The organism is Pedobacter sp. AK017 (assembly GCF_014200825.1).
Taxonomy (GTDB): Bacteria; Bacteroidota; Bacteroidia; order Sphingobacteriales; family Sphingobacteriaceae; genus Pedobacter; species Pedobacter heparinus.
Genome location: NZ_JACHCW010000003.1, coordinates 335,535 through 354,829 on the forward strand (window position 1 = coordinate 335,535; position 19,295 = coordinate 354,829).

Sequence of the window (19,295 nt, forward strand, 5' to 3'; positions counted from 1 at the left end):
AACTTAATGATTGTCCATAAATTAATTCCCCGTCTATTGGTATTGTTTCTAACCGTACAGCTTGCAAATGCACAGCAGAAAAGCCCTCTTACCCGTCAATACATCACACCTGTAAGAATTGTGTGGAAAAACGGTGATGTTAGAAATAGTGAACAGCTCTTAAAGCCAGGTATTGGCCAAGGTGATCTCGCCAATAGGAATATCGTTATTCTTAATAACAAAAAGGCTGGTGAAAAAGCGAGTATACTACTTGACTTCGGCAGAGAGCTACATGGTGGCTTAGAGATCGTAACAGGGATGTGGGGCGGTGGAAATAAACCGCGCAATATCCACATTCGCTATGGCGAATCTGCCAGTGAAGCAATGTCAAGCATAGGCGAAAAAGGCGCTACGAACGATCATGCGATCCGTGACTTTAGGGCACTTGTGCCATGGCTAGGAAAGATTCAATTTGGGGAAAGCGGTTTTCGCTTCGTTCGCATCGATCTTGAAGATGAGCATGCGGAACTGCAATTGAAAGAAATTCGCGCAATTTATACCTTCAGAGACATCCCTTATCTCGGTTCTTTTAAAAGCAGTGATGAACGTTTGAATAAAATATGGCAAACAGGGGCATACACAGTGCATTTGAATATGCAAGAGTATCTATGGGACGGCATAAAAAGAGACCGACTGGTTTGGGTTGGAGATTTACATCCTGAAGTATCTACTTTAAGTGCTGTCTTTGGCTATAATGAAGTGGTGCCTAAAAGTTTAGATTTATCAAGAGACACTACGCCCTTACCAGGATGGATGAATGGGATTAGTACCTACTCCATGTGGTGGATCATCATCCACTATGATTGGTATATGAAAAATGGCAATTTGGCATATCTAAAAGAGCAGAAGACATATCTGAATGGATTAGTGAAACAAATTGTGGCTAGGGTGGGGAACGACAACAAAGAGCATATGGACGGTACGCGCTTCCTTGACTGGCCCTCTAGCGAAAACCCCAAAGGCATACATGCAGGTCTACAGGCAATGACCGTATGGTCACTCGCTACAGCTGCTAAAATAAGCGTCTTAGTGGGAGATAAGGAAACCGAGGCCCTCTGCAATCTTACCGTTACACGAATGAAGAAATACATTCCTGATGTAAATAACTCAAAACAAGCAGCCGCGTTAATGGCTATTGCAGGCATCACAACAGCCGAAAAAGCAAACAAAGAAGTGCTCTCGGTAGGCGGGGCCAAAAATTTCTCTACATTTTATGGTTATTACATGCTGGAGACAAAAGCAAAAGCAGGAGACTATCAGGGTGCTATAGACGTTATCCGGGAATATTGGGGCGCAATGTTAGACCTTGGTGCTACTACATTCTGGGAGGACTTTAACATGGATTGGCTCCCCAATGCTTCCCGTATTGACGAACCCGTGCCTGCCGGTAAAATAGACATTCATGGCGATTACGGCGCCTACTGTTACGTGGGTTTCCGGCATAGCCTTTGTCATGGATGGGCTTCTGGACCCACCTCGTGGCTTACGGAACATGTTTTAGGTATAAAGGTGATGGCTCCGGGCAGTAAAATCATTAAAATAACACCCCATCTGGGAGACCTTAAATTTGCAGAGGGCACTTTTCCTACACCCTACGGTGTGGTAAAAGTAAAGCATACCAAACTTGCCAATGGAAAAATTCATTCAGAAATCACCGGACCTAAACAAGTCAAAATAATTCGCTGATGAAAACGCTTTCGCTGATCTTGTTTGCCTGTATACAAGGGCTTATTGTCTATGCTCAGGCCGATACGTGGGTCGCTACTGACGCTCTTGGCAGGAAGATAATACCTGAAAGTAACGGCCTAAAAAAAGACAAGTATGTGGGGGTTTTTTATTTCATTTGGCACGGCGCGCATGGTTATGACAGGAACATTGGCAGCAACGCTATACAAAGTGTTAGAGCAAAGGAACTTTCCGATACCGCAAGCCCTTATAACATCAGCGAGATGCTGATTAGAAACCCTTCAAATCCTAAATACGGGCCTGTTGGTGCTTTTCATTACTGGGGCGAACCCTATTTTGGTTATTACCTTTCTGATGACGAGTGGGTAATCCGAAAGCATGGCCAGATGCTTGCAGATGCTGGGGTAGACGTGCTTATTCTCGATGTAACCAACGCGGCTATTTATTTGCCACAGGTGATTAAAATTGTGGAAACCTTCCGGAAAATGCAGGACGAAGGATCAATTGTCCCGAAAATTGCATTTATTGTAAATAGTAATCCTGAACGCACGGTAAGCAATCTATATGAACGAATTTACAAAAAAGAACTCTTCAAAGATTTTTGGTTTTACTGGAAAGGCAAGCCTTTGTTGCTTTGTCCACCGGAAGCACTAACCCCAGAAATGCGCGCATTCTTCTCTTCACGCCAATCCTGGGCATGGAGTAAAGACCAGGATTGGTTTGAAGATGGTAAGGACAAATGGACCTGGCTAGACCATACGCCCCAATCGTACGGTTGGCACGAAAGTAAAGACAAGCCGGAACAGATTAGTGTAGCAGTGGCAGAACATCCAACGACTAATATTGGAAGGAGCTTCCATAACGGGAAGGAGCCAGAGCAGAAGCATCCGGAAAGAGGTTTGTATTTTGAAGAGCAATGGAAACGTGCACTACAGGTGGATCCAGAATTTGTTTTCATCACTGGATGGAACGAATGGGTCGCCATGCGCTTTAATAATGGAGCATCAGAAGAGTTTTTGGGAAAGCCGATACAAAAAGGAGAGAATTTTTTTGTTGACCTTTACAATGACGAATACAGCCGGGATGCAGAACCTGTAATGGGCGCTTTTAACGATAATTATTACTACCAAATGGTTGCCAACATTCGAAAATTCAAAGGCAGCCGACCGGTTACTTCCAACCATAAAACAGATAAGATTAAGGTTGACGGAAATTTTTCCGACTGGAGAAATGTGGAAACAGTGTTCAGGGACGATCGGGGAGATACATTTCACCGCAAGCATCCAGGATGGGGTCGAATTAAAGAATATACCAATGTAACTGGTAGAAATGACATCATTGAATCACGTATCACCTGCGATTCTGAAAACGTTTATTTTTATGTAAAAACTAAGGACGCTTTGACGAGCTGGACCGACAAAAACTGGATGCAATTGTTTGTTGCTATCGAAGGTAATGAGAACCCCCATTGGAATGGCTTTAATTTTTTAGTAAACGCGAAACCAACAAGTAAGTTGGCTACCGACCTTCAGCTTTTCGACGGAAGTAAGTGGTTTTTACAAGGAAACATAAAAATGAATAGTGAAGGTAATGAGCTGGAATTGTTGGTGCCGAAGAAAATGCTTGGCATTAAGGGGCAGCAATTTACGCTCGACTTCAAATGGTCAGACAATAGCCCAGCACAAGAAAATGTAATGAACTGGTTAGACAAAGGAGATTCGGCACCGAATGGCCGATTCGCCTACAGATTTATCAAAAAATAATGATGATGTGGTCTATCTTAACCGCAAAACCAATGAAACCAAAAAACGGATAAATAAGTAATGAATATGAATTTAGTTGCATTAATGCGCCAACAAACTACACAGGTTACCTTAGCTCTTTGCATGTTACTCTTTACCAGTATTTGTAACGCGCAGGTAAAACCCATACGATGGAGTAAATTTAACAAAGATAATCCTGCAGATAACCTGTCTTTACTGGAACGAAATATTTTGCGCAACACTAATGTTTACGCACTAACAACATGGTATGTTGATAGCACTAAATATGCCAGCCAAACCTCGGAGTATCTTGATCTAGGCGGTAATGGTGAGCACCATATCCGAGCAGGATGCAGTGAGGCATTTGCATTGGCAGTTGCGCTCAAAACCAATGTTTACGACGAGGTGAAATCTGGGGTTAAAAAAGAAAAAGCGGTGGCGATTACCGTCAAATTGATCACATCACAAGCTTTTCGCCATAAGGCCAATTCGGCCGGTGGTTGGGGCGACCAATGGCAAAGCGCCTTGTGGTCCGCCTATACAGGTGCCGCTGGCTGGATGATGTGGGATGACCTTTCTGTTAAAAATCAGACCTACTTAAGCAAAATGGTAGAGTATGAGGCTAACAGGTTTATTACCTACAAAGTTCCATACTTGCGAGACGTAAACGGAAAGCTTTTAGGCTCCAAAGATGATAGTAAGTCTGAAGAAAACTCTTGGAATGCCATGATTCTTCAGGTAGCATGTGCAATGATGCCGACACATCCGAATTTTAGTCTCTGGATGAATAAAAATATTGAACTGTTGGCATCTGCCAACGCGCGCCCACAGGATGCAAATAGTGAGGAGATCTTTCACGGCAAAAAGTTAAATGATCTATTAAATGGATCAAATTATAACAGTGATGGGACCGTTACCAACCACGGTCGAATTCACCCGGATTACATGGCTTGCACTGCTCACTCGTTTTTTAATGCTTTAATGTTCGCCCTGGCATCACAGCCAACGCCTAAAGCGGCGCTTTTCAATTGTGATCAAATCTACAAAACCATGGTCGAACATCAGTTTGCAGCTCCACCTTTCCAAAAGCCCGGTGGGAGTATTTACAGGATTAACTCGCAAGATATATATTACCCACAGGTTAATGATTGGGGAACAAACCGCAAAATGCATTTTGCATTGATGGACTGTCAGATGAATGCCTTCAACTTGGATACAGGGCTAACCTACAATGGAGAATATTGGGAAAAATACCATGCGCAAGGCGTGTTTGATATGCAGGAACGGAGTAAAGACAAACGGACCTATATTGAACCAAAAGAAGATACCTACAAGGGAAGAGAAGCTTGGGTAGCGGTTCATGTGGCACAAGCCTATCTCACCAAATGGCTGATGGCCCAGAAAAAATTTAAGACAACGAATAGAGCCTATTAGGCACAAAACAAACAGATATGAAGATTAACTTTAAAACATTTGGAATGCTACTGGTCAGTAGTTTCACATGGTCGGTTGCAGTACATGCACAGCAGTTCACTAAAAAACGAATCATTGACAAGATGACCAAAGTTGCTGACTGGCAAGTGGCCCAGAGTTGGTCAACTAGTAAGCCAGGCAACCCACCAACTGGTAGCCGCTCTTGGGAGGCTGGCGCTTTTTATCCAGGTGTAATGGACGCCTACAGGGCTACCAAAAATGAGAAGTATATGGAGGCCGTAAAACTGATGGCCGAGAGCAATCGATATGACCGTGGACCTAAACTTAGGAATGCAGACGATCAGGCGATTTTGCAAACTTATCTTGAAATGTATGAATTTACTGGAGATCCGAAACTATTGACGGCCACAAAAAGAACTTTAGACTCGATCATGCTGTCGCCAAAGCCAGGACGCTTAGAGTTTTCTTGGTGTGACCTTTTATTTATGGCACCACCCATCTGGAGTCGCTATTCGGCCATTAGCAAAGATCAAAAGTATCTCGATTACTTGGCGGAAATCTATTGGGATGCTGCTGACAACCTACAAAACAAAACCTATAAACTATTTTATCGTGACAATAGATTTAAATCTATCGTTGGATCAACAGGTAAACCGGTATTCTGGAGTCGTGGGAATGGGTGGGTGGTTGCTGGTCTTGCGCGTACACTAGAAGCGATGCCGGCACGCTATCCAGGCCGGAAAAAGTATGAAGATTTACTTATTGAGCTAGCATCTTCACTAAAATCTCTTCAGCAACCCGATGGATTCTGGAAGTCGGATCTGCTAGACCCAGAGATTTATCCAATGGGAGAAACCAGTGGCACAGCGTTTTTTTGTTATGGGATTGCCTGGGCGATAAATCATAAGCTGCTTGATCGCAAAGAATACTTGCCAGTGGTACTAAAAGCATGGAATGCGCTGAATAGTGTAGTTTTAGCCGACGGCAAGCTCGGCTTTGTGCAACCAGGCGGCGATAGACCCTATCTTTCAACCGCGAATATGAGTAATTGGTATGCAGCTGGTGGTTTTTTAATGGCGGGAAATCAAGTTTTAAAATTTGCAAGGTAACATCGAAATTGCTCCTAGTCTGCATATCTACTGAAAACGTATTATTTATCATCCTTTGAACTTGTAAATAGTGTATTAAAAACGGCAAATAGCGTATTTTGATAAGCTAGAAACGGGGCATATATTAGTAATTGCTAAACAGATAAATTTAAACCACCAAATATAAAATTATGAATAATAGATTTGAAAGCCAGTCGGCGGGCATATCCGGATGTTGGTGCAAAACTAAAAAGTGATCGCCACCACATCGCATCCGGATTAGGAACAATCATTCTTTTGATAAATACAGCTTTATCCAAGACATGGTGTCTACTCCTGAAATAATCGTTCAGTCGTTGAACAAATGCACAATATTTCAGTACTATTCGGCGAATTGCCGAGGCTAATAAGTCTTAGCCAAACCAAAATGTAATTTTTAAAAACAAGTGCTGCATTGTGAAGAAATAATTTAGCAACAAACCAAATATAATATATGAGAAGAAAGTTACTTTTTAAGCTGTTTAGCTTCAATTGTGTATTAATGTTTTTAGTATACAGCACGGCAGTTTACGCCGGTTCAGCAGGGAAGCTAGGTGCAGCTAGAGCGAGTTCAGTTCTGAACGATCTTGAGCGTCACGGAAAAAACTTGAAAATACAAGTGACGGGTACTGTTCGGGATTCTGTTGGCTTTTTACCTGGTGTGAGTATTAAAGTGAGAGGTACCAACTTAGGCACCACCACAAACGAAACCGGTAAATACATTTTGGACGTACCCGACGGAAACGTAACCCTAATATTTTCGATGGTTGGCTTTGAGCCACGAGAAATACCACTGAACGGAAGAACGAAACTTGATGTAATACTTAAACCTTCCGGTGAGTCACTAGGCGAGGTTGTAGTTGTCGCCTATGGTAAGCAAAAGAAAACGGACTTAATCGGAGCTGTTACAACGGTGGATCCAAAAATTTTAAAAACATCATCCAGTAATCTCACTACCGCGCTTGCTGGCCGGGTTGGCGGCGTAATTGCATTTCAAAGAAGCGGTGAACCGGGTGCAGATAATGCGTCGTTTTTCATACGCGGAGTTACCACGTTTGGATACAAAGCAGAGCCGCTTATCCTGATAGATAATATAGAGTTGTCAACAACAGAGCTTGCACGTTTGCAACCTGATGATATTGCAAGTTTTTCAATTTTAAAAGACGCCACTGCTACATCATTGTATGGAGCGAAAGGTGCCAATGGTGTAATTCTGGTTTCCACCAAAGAGGGTAAAGCCGGAAAGCCTAAGTTTAGTTTTAGGTTGGAAAACCCTATCTCTTCAAACACTAGGAATGTTGAATTGGCGGATCCGATAACTTATATGAGATTGAATAACGAAGCTGTATTAACCAGAACACCCCTAGGTGAATTACCTTACACCGAAAATCGGATTGATGCTACTATCGCTGGCAAAAATCCCCAAGTCTATCCTGCTGTTAATTGGAGAGAAGAGCTAATCAAGGATTATACATCCAATCAGCGGATGAACTTAAACTTAACAGGTGGAGGTGAAGCAGCCCAATATTATCTGGCAGGTACATTTAATCAAGATAACGGACTGCTGAAAGTAGATAGAAATAACGATTTTAATAATAATATTAAGTTGAAGAGTTACGGTTTACGGTCAAACGTAAACATAAATGTAACGAAGTCTACGAGGGTGGGAGTAAGGTTGTATGGTACATTCGACGATTATAATGGTCCCATTGATGAAGGTGCTGCGCTGTTCAGGAAGGTGATGCGCACCGTTCCTACCTTGTTTCCGGCAAGATATACTCCAGATGCAGCAAATTCAGCGACAAAACATACCTTATTTGGAAATAGCTTAAATGGGGACAATTTTTACATCAATCCATATGCCGACATGGTAAGCGGGTATAAAGATAAATCGAAATCGCTGATGCTTGCGCAATTCGAACTCACGCAGAATTTATCGTTTATTACCGAAGGATTATCAATAAATGCACTTGGAAATACGAACAAGGAAGCATCGTTTGACGTCAAAAGGGAATATAATCCATTTTTCTATTCCGTTAGCGCTTATAATAAATTTGACGACTCTTTTGTGTTGCGAGAACTTAATTCGAACTCTGGTACAGAGACTTTAGACTATTCTGAAGGAACAAAAGTTGTTAAGTCTAATACCACTTTACAGACTGCATTGACGTATAACCGTATTTTTCAGGCAAAGCATAGCGTGAGTGCGTTGTTAAATTTTAAGGTACTGGGATCGATAGAAGCAAATGCGAACACGCTGCAAAAATCGTTGCCGAGCAGGTCAGCCGACTTAGCAGGACGGGCCACTTATTCGTTTAATAACCGCTATTTTGCTGAATTTAACTTTGGATACAATGGGTCGGAACGTTTTTACGAAACCCAACGTTTTGGGTTTTTCCCTTCTGCGGGTATAGCTTGGGCTGTTTCAGAAGAAAAGTTTATGGCGCCGGTCAAAAAAGTTCTGTCAAAACTGAAGTTGAGAGGAACGTACGGGTTAGTAGGTAATGGAGATATAGGAAGTTCAGACGACCGCTTTTTCTATTTGTCCAATATATCCTATAACGGTCCTACAACCTCATTCGGAACGGACTACTCCTACGGGAGAACTGGAGTAAACGTAACTCGTTATGAGAACAGAGACATTACGTTCGAACGGTCTAAGAAATTAAATATTGGACTCGATTTAGGCTTGTTCAATAAGTTCGACCTACAAGCTGATTATTTTACCGAACAAAGAACTGGAATTTTGCAAACCCGTGCTTCTTTGCCTAAGTCCTTAGGCTTAACAGCGGCAGTAAGAGCTAACGTGGGTGCAGCTTCAGCCAGTGGGATAGATATCAGCAGCAGTTACTCACAGTTTTTTGGAACCAACTTTTCTATACAGGCTTTAGGTAATTTTACTTATGCCACAAGTAAATATGAAGTCTATGAGGAACCTATTTATGCCGAAAAAAACCTTTCCAGGGTAGGTTATCCAATTAGACAAACGTGGGGATACATCGCCGAACGACTATTTGTGGATGAGGCTGATGTTGCTAACTCTCCAATTCAGACTTTTGGCACTTACAGTGCGGGAGACATTAAATACAAAGACGTGAATGGTGATGGACAAGTCACCACACGTGATCGAGTGCCCATAGGTTATCCAACCGTTCCGGAAATCACCTATGGGTTTGGATTCTCTTCAACCTTTAAAAGTTTTGACCTGGCTTGTTTCTTTCAGGGCTCAGCCAGATCGTCTTTCTGGATGAATACAAATGGCTCGACGTCGCCGTTTGCCCCATATTTTTACGCAGGTGAAAGCAATGTGACCGGTGTGCCGAGAAACCAATTGTTAAAGGTATATGCAGACAGCCATTGGTCTGAAGAGAATAGGGATATATATGCACTTTACCCGCGGTTAAGTACTCAGGTTCTTGAAAATAATAATCAAACCAGTACTTGGTTTATGCGTAATGGCGCATTTTTAAGAGTAAAATCAGTTCTATTAGGATATACGCTTCCCAAAAAGCTAACGAAGAAATTATTGATGGAGAGCGTTCGATTTTATGCCGAAGGAACTAACCTTGGTGCCCTAAGCAAATTCAAGACATGGGACGTAGAAATGGGCAGCGATGGCCTAGGCTATCCTTTACAGCGAGTTTATAATTTCGGTTTACAAGTTTCATTTTAAGCGCAAAGAGTATGAAAAAATTTAATATTAATTTGATAATTGTGGTACTCGTTTCGATCAATTGTTCCTGCAAAAAATATTTGGACGTAGTGCCAGACAATATTGCGACAATCGATAATTCATTTACACTGCGGTCAAAAGCCGAACAATACTTATTCACCTGCTACTCCTACCTCCCAACAGACGGTAACAGGTCTACCAATGCTGCAATGTATGGGGCCGATGAAGTTTGGCACTACGGCACAGGTCAAGTTATTGCCAAAGGAAATCAAAGCGTTTCCAGCCCTCAGAATAACTATTGGGAGGGCACAAATTCTGCTAAGCCTCTATTTGAAGGAATTAGAACCTGTAACATCTTTCTAGACAATGTGGGCAAAGTAGAGGGGCTTGACAACTATGAGCGTGATAGATGGATAGCTGAAGCCAAATTTCTGAAAGCTTACTATCATTTCTATCTTTTAAGAATGTATGGGCCAATTCCTGTTATAAGAGAAAACATACCTGTAAATGCTAGCTTGGACGAACTGACGCCTCCAAGAGAACCAATAGATGTCTGCGTGGCTTACATAGTGCAGTTATTAGATGAATCTTTAGAGTTCCTGCCCAGTAAAATTCAGGCAGAAAATACCGAGTTAGGACGAATAACCCAAGCAATCAACCTTGCTGTAAAAGCAAAAGTTTTGGTAATGGCTGCGAGTCCCCTTTTTAATGGCAATATTGAATATTCAAACTTTAAAAATGCTCAAGGAATACCATTTTTCAACCAAACCTACGATCCTCAAAAATGGAAAATAGCAGCCGACGCTTGTAAAAAAGCAATTGATTTATGTCATACCAACGGCAATAAATTATATTACTATAAAGATAATGATCCGAATGCGTTACTGGTTTCTCCAGAGACCAATTTGAAGATGAACATCAGAAATGCAATTGCTTCTAAGTGGAATTCCGAAACAGTCTGGGCAAATCCTAATAGTCGTACTGCCGATTTGCAAATTTATTCCCAGCCACGTTTGGATGGTAATGCTCCAGGTCAATCTTCTTTGGCCGGCGAGCTTGCGCCGACCTTGAAGATGGCCGAATTATTTTACTCCAAGAATGGCGTTCCCATTTCCGAAGATGTAACTTACGATTACAATGGCCGCTTTAATCTAAGAAATGCAGTTAATGCTGAACGGTTTTACATTAAGGAGGGATACCAAACTGTTGGACTACATTTTGACAGGGAAGCCAGGTTTTATGCTGATTTAGGCTTTGACGGCGGCATCTGGTATGGACAGGGAATTATTACCGATGTGAATAATTGGTATGTGCAAGCCAAACTTGGTCAGCCGGCCGGCAAAAATTCTGCTGGCAAGTATTCTACTACTGGCTATTGGCCACAAAAATTAGTAAATCCTAATAGCGTGTACTCTGCAACCGCAAACTATCAAGTAGTAGACTACCCATGGCCGCAGATAAGGCTTGCAGACTTGTACTTATTATATGCCGAGGCACTAAATGAAGCAGTGGGACCAGACGTGCCAGATGTATTGACTTATATAGATCTAGTCAGAAAAAGAGCGGGTCTTCCAGGGGTTGTAGAATCCTGGAGTACATATTCCAACAATCCAGTTAAGTTTACAACTAAAGTTGGAATGAGAGCAATTATTCACCGAGAAAGAGCAATTGAAATGGCATTTGAGGGACATAGGTTTTGGGATCTTAGGAGATGGAAAGAGGCCCCCCAGGTTTTAAATGCCCCTATTCAGGGATGGGACATCACCCAGGCGGAAGCCGTTACCTATTATCGGGTGTTAACTTTATTTTCACAAACTTTTAGATCGAGAGACTATTTCTTTCCTATAAGCGAATTGGAGCTTACCATCAACAAAAAACTGATTCAAAATCCAGGTTGGTAACCATTAAAACAAACTAAAATGAAAATAACCAAATATTTTTTTGCAATCGCGCTTATTTTACTCGCATTTGCTGGATGTAAAGAAGATGACCTAGGACCTTTGTCTAAGAAGGGGTCAATGCCTCAGAAGGTGAGCAATGTAACGGTGAAAGCTCGTCCGGGAGGAGCAAAATTTAGCTACAACGTTCCTGATGATGACGATTTGTTATATGTTAAAGCGGTATATGAAACATCTCCAGGTCACGTTCGGGAGGTAAAGGCATCTGTGTATGTCGATAGTCTTATCATCGTCGGTTTTGGAGATACAAAACCTCATGAAGTTAAACTTTATGCCGTTAGTCGTTCCGAAATTCAATCAGAACCCGAAATAGTCATGGTTACACCGCTTACCGCTCCCGTAAAACTTGTCAGAGAATCGCTAAGTATGACAGCAGATTTTGGAGGGGTTACTGTTTCATTCCTAAATGAGCTTGGGGCAAATATCGCAATCAACGTAATTGTTAAGGATGCAACTGGAGATTGGGTAACACTTGAGACATTTTATACAGACCAAAAGACGGGCCAGTATTCGGCCCGAGGTCAGGCATCGGCTCCCGCAGAATTTGGTGTATTTATACGGGATAGGTACAGTAATTATTCTGATACGCTGAAAGCCACGCTGACTCCAATTTTTGAAAAGCAATTGGCTTCGCCCGCCATCGTAAAAATTTTAGCCAGTGATAAATGGAGAACGGCAGATTTTTATATGGGATATGTTTGGGAAAGAATGTTTGACAAGGTTGTTGATAAAAGTTCTACCAATATGGCTCATACAAATGTTGGAACTGTTTTTCCGGTATCGTTCACTTTAGATTTTGGAGTTGCATCGAAATTCAGCCGTTTCAAGTACTGGATGCGCGGACTAACTGCCGGCGAAAATCAAACTTACTTGTACAATTCAGGAAATCCGGAAATATTTGAGCTCTACGGAAGTAATGTTTTAGACGATAATTTTGCAAACTGGACAAGGATTGCCGAGTATAAAATTGAGAAACCATCAGGTTTGCCAATAGGAACAAGTTCGAATGCTGATATAGCTACGGCTGCTGCAGGCCTAGATTTAACTTTTCCATCAAATACTCCTGCTTTTAGATATATCCGTTGGAAAACAACTAAGAATTTCGGAACCGTAAATTATATTCACATAGCGGAATTAGCTTTTTTTGGTCAATAATCTATTCTAGTTTAAGATAATATGAAACATATATATAAATTTTTATTGCTCGTGTTCACTCTTGTAAGTTTTTTTGCTTGCGACAAGATGGATAGTACTTATGAAGAATACGTTAAAGACGGAGAAACCATTTATGTCAGTAAGGTTGATTCATTAGTTATTCATCCAGGTAGGAAGCGGATTTTGTTAACCTGGGCACTTGGGACAGATCCAAAGGTTAAAAAGGCCAAAATTTTCTGGAACAATGGAGCTGATTCTTTGGAGACGATCATTGAGCGAGCGCCGGGAATGAACACCGTCGAAGTCATGGTAAACAATTTGCCAGAAGGAGCTTATACTTTCGATTTATACACTTTTGACGCGAAAGGTCACAAATCGGTGAAAGTAACCGGTTCTGGTAATGTTTATGGTGATACCTATCAGGCCTCAATTAGAAATAGAACGTTTAAAGATGCGCTTATCACCGATAATGTCGCAACCATCAACTGGATTTCTGAGACCCAGCTCGCGTATACTAAACTAACCTATACCGACAAGTTTAATGTTACCCGCACAATTACGATACCTCCAAATGAAAATCAAACGTTAATCCCTAATTTTAAGCCGCGCACCGGCTTCACCTATTCAACGGAATATTTACCTGAACTACTGGCTATCGATAATTTTTCTACCGGAGTTAACGTCACAAAAAATGTCGTCTTCGAGGATGTTACTTCAGCTTATCTGAAAAACGCTTCTCAGCCTTTTACTCCCGATCTATATGATGGCACGAGGTGGGGAACGCTAAAAGATTGGACGGTAAATGCAGCTGCTAAAAATCAAGGGGCTCCAACCAAAATTTATGGTGGGTATGATAATTTTAACGGAGTAAGCTTCTTCGGTTTGCAAAAGGTTCCTGCTGATCCCAATATAGCAAATGGAAAAGTATATCAAACATTCACTCTGCCTCCGGGAACTTACGAATTCAGTTGGCAGCAAGGTACTGCGAATGGCTTTAACAATTCGGGAACCGAAACCCGGCTTTTAGTTGCAGCAAATGGTGCTACACTACCCGACCTTGCCAATATAAACACTGCCCTCGCATCTGTGACTTTTGTTAGCAAAACTTCGGCAGCAATTACATTTACAGTACCATCGACCAGACAGGTTTCTGTAGGTGTATTGGTGAATTGGGTAACGTCCACTCAACAGGTGATCCGTAGTGCAGGATTTAAGTTGGTGGATGTTACAACTCCATAGCATCTGCGTGATATGTTAATTAATGAAGCAGATAATAGAAGTGTATTAGCTTTTGTTAAATTTTGAACAAAATAGGAATGAACCCTTCCCAACCTCTTTAACTGATATAATTTTTGGAAAAATAATCGCAGCCTAACTAAAAAAACAATTAAATGTTCCATAATACCCTAAATTTGAAGCTAGTTCTCGTCATTATACTACTTAATACATCGGCATGCTCAAAAAAGCTATTGCCATTAAAAGATAATGTTGCTTCGAACTACGTGTTGCCGATTAATTGGAAAAAATTCCGAAAAGGCAATCCAACGGATCCTCTTTCTATTAAACAAAGAGAAATACTCTTGAATAGTAACCGATTTGCTTTGTCCACATGGTACAACGAGATCAACAAATACAATTTACAGGATAGCACTTATTTAAAGATCAAGAGTATCAGAGAACCCGGTAGTGAGGCATTTGCTTTGGCAGTATCGATCAAAACAGGTGTGTATGATCCATCTAAAACCGGGGTATCTCTTTCTGATGCTAAAAAAATAACGTTAAAACTTATTGGCTCTGTAGCATACAGACATAAAATAAACCAGGCAGGCGGTTGGGGAAATGTCTGGCAAAGTGCACTTTGGGCAGGCTTCGGAGGCTTTGCCGGCTGGCTGATGTGGGATGAACTTCCTCCCGCAGATCAGGAGCTAGTTCGGCGGATGGTAGAGTATGAGGCCGACCGCTTTAATAAGTATAATGTTCCCTATTATAAGAGCAGTGGAGGAAAGGTAAATTTTAAAGGTGATAGTAAATCCGAAGAGAACTCATGGAATGCCATGGTTCTGCACGTTGCTATGGCTATGATGCCACATCACGCTAACTGGAAGCTCTGGATGAACAAAAATATTGAATTGATGCTTTCCGCTAATGCGAGGCCAGACGACTTAAGCAGCTCAACGGTAATAAACGGTAGAAAGCTAAGCGAAGTACTAAAGGGATCAAATTGCAATAATGATGGAACCATTACAAATCATGGCTTTGTACATCCCGACTATATGGCCTGCACAGCACATAATTTCTATAATGCCTTAACATTTACACTGGCACAGCGACCTACTCCAGAAGCGGCTTTTTTCAATACAGATCTTATTTACAAAGCTTTGATCGACCTTGAGTTTCCCTCGCCGCCTTCAGTGCCTCCCGGAGGTACGATGTATGTTCCTGGGTCAGATGTAATTTACTATCCACAAAATACCGATTGGGGAAAAGGAAGAAGAATGAATTTTGCGCTGATGGATTGCCAGATGAGCGCCTTTAGAATGGACAAGGGCGTGAGCAAAAAAGGTGACTATTGGGAAACTCTGCATGCGCAGGCTGTGTTGGATATGCAAAATAGATCGGCCGACAGACGTAGTTATATCACTTTGAAAGAAGATAATTTTGGAGGAAGGGAAGAATGGGTTGCGTCACATGCAGCACAAGGATACCTTACCAAATGGATAATTAAGCAAGGTATGTTCAGTAAAACCAATCAGGCTTATTAGGAACATCAATCGGTTCCGATTGCCTTTGATACCGTTTCGAATGCACAATTGGCTACCTATTTTACTCCTTAAAAATAAATGATAATGACAACAATCAATTTTAAAAGTAACAACCTACTTCACGGTCTAATGATAAGACTAGCTTTTTTAATGTCTATAATGATCATATTCAATGCATGTAAGGTTAGGCATGCTAATTTCTCTGAAGAAAGCCCAAGCCCTGAATCTGTTTATACCATTATGAAAAAAGTAGCCGATTGGCAATTGAACAGTATCAGCAGGAAGGGATGGAGGCATCCGGAAAGGGACTGGACCAATGGAGCTTTGTATGCAGGCCTCTTAAAATTCGCTGAAGTGGCAAATGATCCCATTTACTATGGTTTTATGCAGGAAAAAGTTGGTAAAAAATTCGATTGGAAATTGTATAATACCGATATGCGCTACCATGCAGATTTTTATTGTGTTGGCTTAATGTACAGCCGAATGTACGCCTTATACAAGGATCCAAAGATGGTTGCAGATTTCAAATTGCTGGGTGATACCTTAATTGCAAGGCCACATACCGAATCTTTGGAAAACAAAAACAGGGTTGATAAAAGGGAATGGAGTTGGTGTGATGCCCTGTTTATGGCGCCACCAGCCTTAGCTGCATTATCAAAAGCAACTGAAGAGATTAAATACCTGGATATATGTACTCAGCTTTGGTGGAAAACTTCAGACTATCTATATGACAAGGAAGAAAGTTTGTTCTATCGTGATAGCCGCTATTTCAAGCAAAAAGAAAAAAATGGTAGGAGGGTTTTTTGGTCGAGGGGAAACGGATGGGTAATGGGCGGTTTGGTAGGCGTACTGCAAAGCATGCCTGCAGATTATCCTAGCAGACCACGTTTTAACCAGCAGTTTAAAGAGATGGCTAAGAAAGTAGCCTCGCTGCAACAGCCAGACGGTACATGGCATGCAAGTTTATTGGATCCTGCAAGTTTCCCTGTCAAAGAAACCAGCGGCACCGGGTTTTACTGTTACGCCTTGGCATGGGGAATTAACAACGGTTTGCTCGATGCGCAAACCTATGCGCCGGGCGTTTTAAAAGCTTGGAAAGCATTGACCGACTGTGTGCATCCCGATGGTAAATTAGGCTTTGTTCAAAAAATTGGCGATAGCCCAGCGAGTGTAGGCTATGAAGATACCGAAGTATACGGTGTTTGTGCCTTTTTGTTGGCAGGTACGGAAATCATGAAATTGAGCATGCAGCAGAAAAACTTCAAAGCAGATCTGGTATTAACTAATCCAAAAGCAGGTACGACTACAGTTGGTGCATTATTAAATGCTCCAGAAAATAAAAATGATAGCTATCGCAATTTGCTTACCGGGTTGATAGTTAACAAAGAGACGACTGTAAATACTGGCACCACGATTTACCTCAAAAATTAGTATTTCTATTCATAATTTATATAAAATCTATTGGCAATCAAAAAGTTATAACCTTGCGCTTTCTTCGAGCGAATTGCCAGGAAGCGACGGTTGCTGTAATTACCGCTAACTACCTCAATATAGCGAGTGTGTCGTACAGAAATTTCTTGTTGTGAAATTTGTCCGGCTTTTTCCGACCTAATCCTGCTAGTGACTTCATAAGGGGTAAATATTGTATCATGGCTTGCACATACAATGCTATAATTTACTGTGATATTACTATAGCTTTAGTAATTATCCGAACGTGCTGCCGTGTTGGCATGCATGGCGTTTAAAGAAATAGAAGTACTTGATGAACACCATATAGGAAAGGCTTCATCCTTCAAAAGAGGCATTCATTTTTTCTAACCAAATATAAATTATGAAACCAAATTATTTGATCTTAACTCCGATAGCAATTTTCTTGATATTGCTGTCTGCTTGTAAAAATGAAGATGAAATTGCTTCGCTCAAAACTACGGCCACTGCTATTGACGACGTCGCCACTCAAAACACTACGCTATCGGCTCTTTCAGGAGGACTTGTAACGACCTACAAGGGCTTGACCATCACCTTTAGCAACAACTCTTCTATCGGGACAATATCAAGGCCAACTACTGGCTTTACTTCTGTGCCCTCACCAGCCTACGATTATTCAGTCGATCTCGTAAGGGACGTCGCGGCTCAAACTATCCGACTTTTTCATGGTGGACGTTTCAAAGATGCTATGTCTGACGGCGATCATACTCTGGCCAGGAAAGTAAGTTACGCAGGATCAGCCAATATTGCCAACTGGCAGTCTTCGTCTTCCTGGATATCGCCGCCGCTATATCCTTCAGGCACCGAGTTGCCCAGAGGTTTGTGGAGGCAGCCTGAAGATGTTCCTGGCGGTAATCCGGATGCTTGGGATGCTGGTAATTACATGGATCCTGAAGTCATCAAAGTTGGTGGAGTATATTACCAATTTACGCAGTGTGAAATTACAGGAAGCCGGAATGTAGATGGCTCTCCAACAGTATCTCCAGGCTCGGGGGTTTGGGCTGACCGTATCCAGCTTTATACCAGTACAAGTGGTGAGGGTGGCTGGACCAAGTATCTTCCAGGAGGAGTAAATCGGGGGGTTATTACGAATATACCCGCTGCCGAGCGAAGCACCCGGAAGTTCGGTCATCATGAAATGATGTATGAAGCAGGTGCGGCAAAGCCGTGGGTAATGTACGTTTATTCACATTTAAATAATGTTCCAAAGGGTTATTTCCGCATCAAATCTACCACACCCCACACATTCGATTGGAGCACAGCTCAGCTATGTAGTGGATTTTCACAACTTGGAAACAAAACAGGGTATGTCGATGTTCCAGGTGGTCGGCTGTATATGCGTATTTCACATACCGCAAATTCAGCAGGCAAGCGTGTGCCTACATTCCGGTTTTCCTCCGACGGCTTGAACTTTGATGACGGATCCGCAATTGTGGAACTTATTGGTCACCCAAGTTTGAATACTTATTTTCTTGGATTCACTACCGATTACGGTACCGGCGCAAACGCTCCGCTTACAACCGGTGGCACTCAGTTTAGTTTCCAATACGGTGGAGCGGCATCCACATCTGCTGTCGCCCCAGACATATTTAACTCAGATATTTGGCTAGGTAAAACCAATATGACAGTTACAGGTACTTTAGTTCCCTAGGGCGATTTGCTTAACTGGATGGATTTGGTTCATTTACTCTTCAGTAGGGACAAAATGCTTTTCTGGAGTCGATCGGGGTTTGTACGGTAAATTCTTTAACCTGCTGTCGAAATAAGAAATGCTCTTGAAACCACATTCAAAGCAGATATTGGCAATGCTGATTTTCGCTTTTAGCAATAAGTTAGTAGCATGCGATCTGCACAAATATTTTTCAAATTGAGAGAAGAACTGAAAAGTTCTTCTTTTTAGCAAACAAGTGAAGCTGTTTTTTTTGTCCAGATTGCTTTTAATTTCTACCATATAATTTACTGCCTGCTCAAGTGTCCGTGAAAGATTGACATTCAATGAAGGCATGATTGTTTCCTCCTTGAATTAGGAGCAGAGCGTTTGCTATTGCTTCACTTCTTTACTGTAGTGTATCCCATCAACAAATCTGTCTCCGACACCCACTTTATTGGCATATACGGTGTCTTAACATTGAATATTCCAGACTTTTTTGCAATGAACGGCTAAAAGGAAAGCCGGTAGCTGTATTACCTTCATAAACTATTAGGTGGTG

At 41.7% G+C, this 19,295-nt stretch carries 11 protein-coding genes; all 11 read left to right on the forward strand.

What is annotated here, in order from left to right; all coding sequences use genetic code 11:
* Positions 1–6 precede the first annotated feature (6 nt).
* The 11 genes from HDC92_RS06395 (at position 7) to HDC92_RS06445 (ending at position 18,736) form a co-directional block, all read left to right on the forward strand.
* Complete coding sequence (locus HDC92_RS06395; protein ID WP_183873109.1) at positions 7–1,725, forward strand: alpha-L-rhamnosidase C-terminal domain-containing protein; 1,719 nt, start codon at positions 7–9, stop codon at positions 1,723–1,725.
* The gene (locus HDC92_RS06400) at positions 1,725–3,488 is read left to right on the forward strand and encodes a hypothetical protein (protein ID WP_183873111.1); all 1,764 of its coding nucleotides are present in this window, start codon (positions 1,725–1,727) and stop codon (positions 3,486–3,488) included. The genes HDC92_RS06395 and HDC92_RS06400 overlap by 1 nt, the downstream gene beginning before the upstream one ends.
* Before the next feature lie 66 nt (positions 3,489–3,554).
* Positions 3,555–4,922: a hypothetical protein gene (locus tag HDC92_RS06405; RefSeq protein WP_238326469.1), complete on the forward strand. Its 1,368-nt coding sequence runs from the start codon at positions 3,555–3,557 to the stop codon at positions 4,920–4,922.
* 17 nt (positions 4,923–4,939) lie between these two features.
* Positions 4,940–6,031 (forward strand): glycoside hydrolase family 105 protein, encoded by a 1,092-nt coding sequence (locus HDC92_RS06410; RefSeq protein ID WP_015808117.1) that lies wholly within the window; start codon positions 4,940–4,942, stop codon positions 6,029–6,031.
* Between the two features lie 472 nt (positions 6,032–6,503).
* Positions 6,504–9,722, forward strand: a complete 3,219-nt coding sequence (locus tag HDC92_RS06415; RefSeq protein ID WP_143715734.1) for a SusC/RagA family TonB-linked outer membrane protein — start codon at positions 6,504–6,506, stop codon at positions 9,720–9,722.
* Between the two features lie 11 nt (positions 9,723–9,733).
* Complete coding sequence (locus HDC92_RS06420; protein WP_183873113.1) at positions 9,734–11,623, forward strand: RagB/SusD family nutrient uptake outer membrane protein; 1,890 nt, start codon at positions 9,734–9,736, stop codon at positions 11,621–11,623.
* 18 nt (positions 11,624–11,641) lie between these two features.
* Positions 11,642–12,835, forward strand: a complete 1,194-nt coding sequence (locus HDC92_RS06425; RefSeq protein ID WP_183873115.1) for a DUF5000 domain-containing lipoprotein — start codon at positions 11,642–11,644, stop codon at positions 12,833–12,835.
* Between the two features lie 21 nt (positions 12,836–12,856).
* Entirely contained in the window at positions 12,857–14,074 is a 1,218-nt protein-coding gene (locus HDC92_RS06430; protein ID WP_183873117.1) for a DUF4998 domain-containing protein, read from the forward strand.
* 341 nt (positions 14,075–14,415) lie between these two features.
* On the forward strand, positions 14,416–15,597 hold the full coding sequence (locus HDC92_RS06435) for a hypothetical protein (protein ID WP_143715733.1): 1,182 nt from the start codon (positions 14,416–14,418) through the stop codon (positions 15,595–15,597).
* Between the two features lie 159 nt (positions 15,598–15,756).
* The gene (locus tag HDC92_RS06440) at positions 15,757–17,028 is read left to right on the forward strand and encodes a glycoside hydrolase family 105 protein (RefSeq protein ID WP_143715732.1); all 1,272 of its coding nucleotides are present in this window, start codon (positions 15,757–15,759) and stop codon (positions 17,026–17,028) included.
* Between the two features lie 400 nt (positions 17,029–17,428).
* Positions 17,429–18,736, forward strand: coding sequence for a hypothetical protein (locus tag HDC92_RS06445; protein ID WP_183873119.1), 1,308 nt, complete (start codon positions 17,429–17,431; stop codon positions 18,734–18,736).
* The last annotated feature ends 559 nt before the right edge of the window (positions 18,737–19,295 follow it).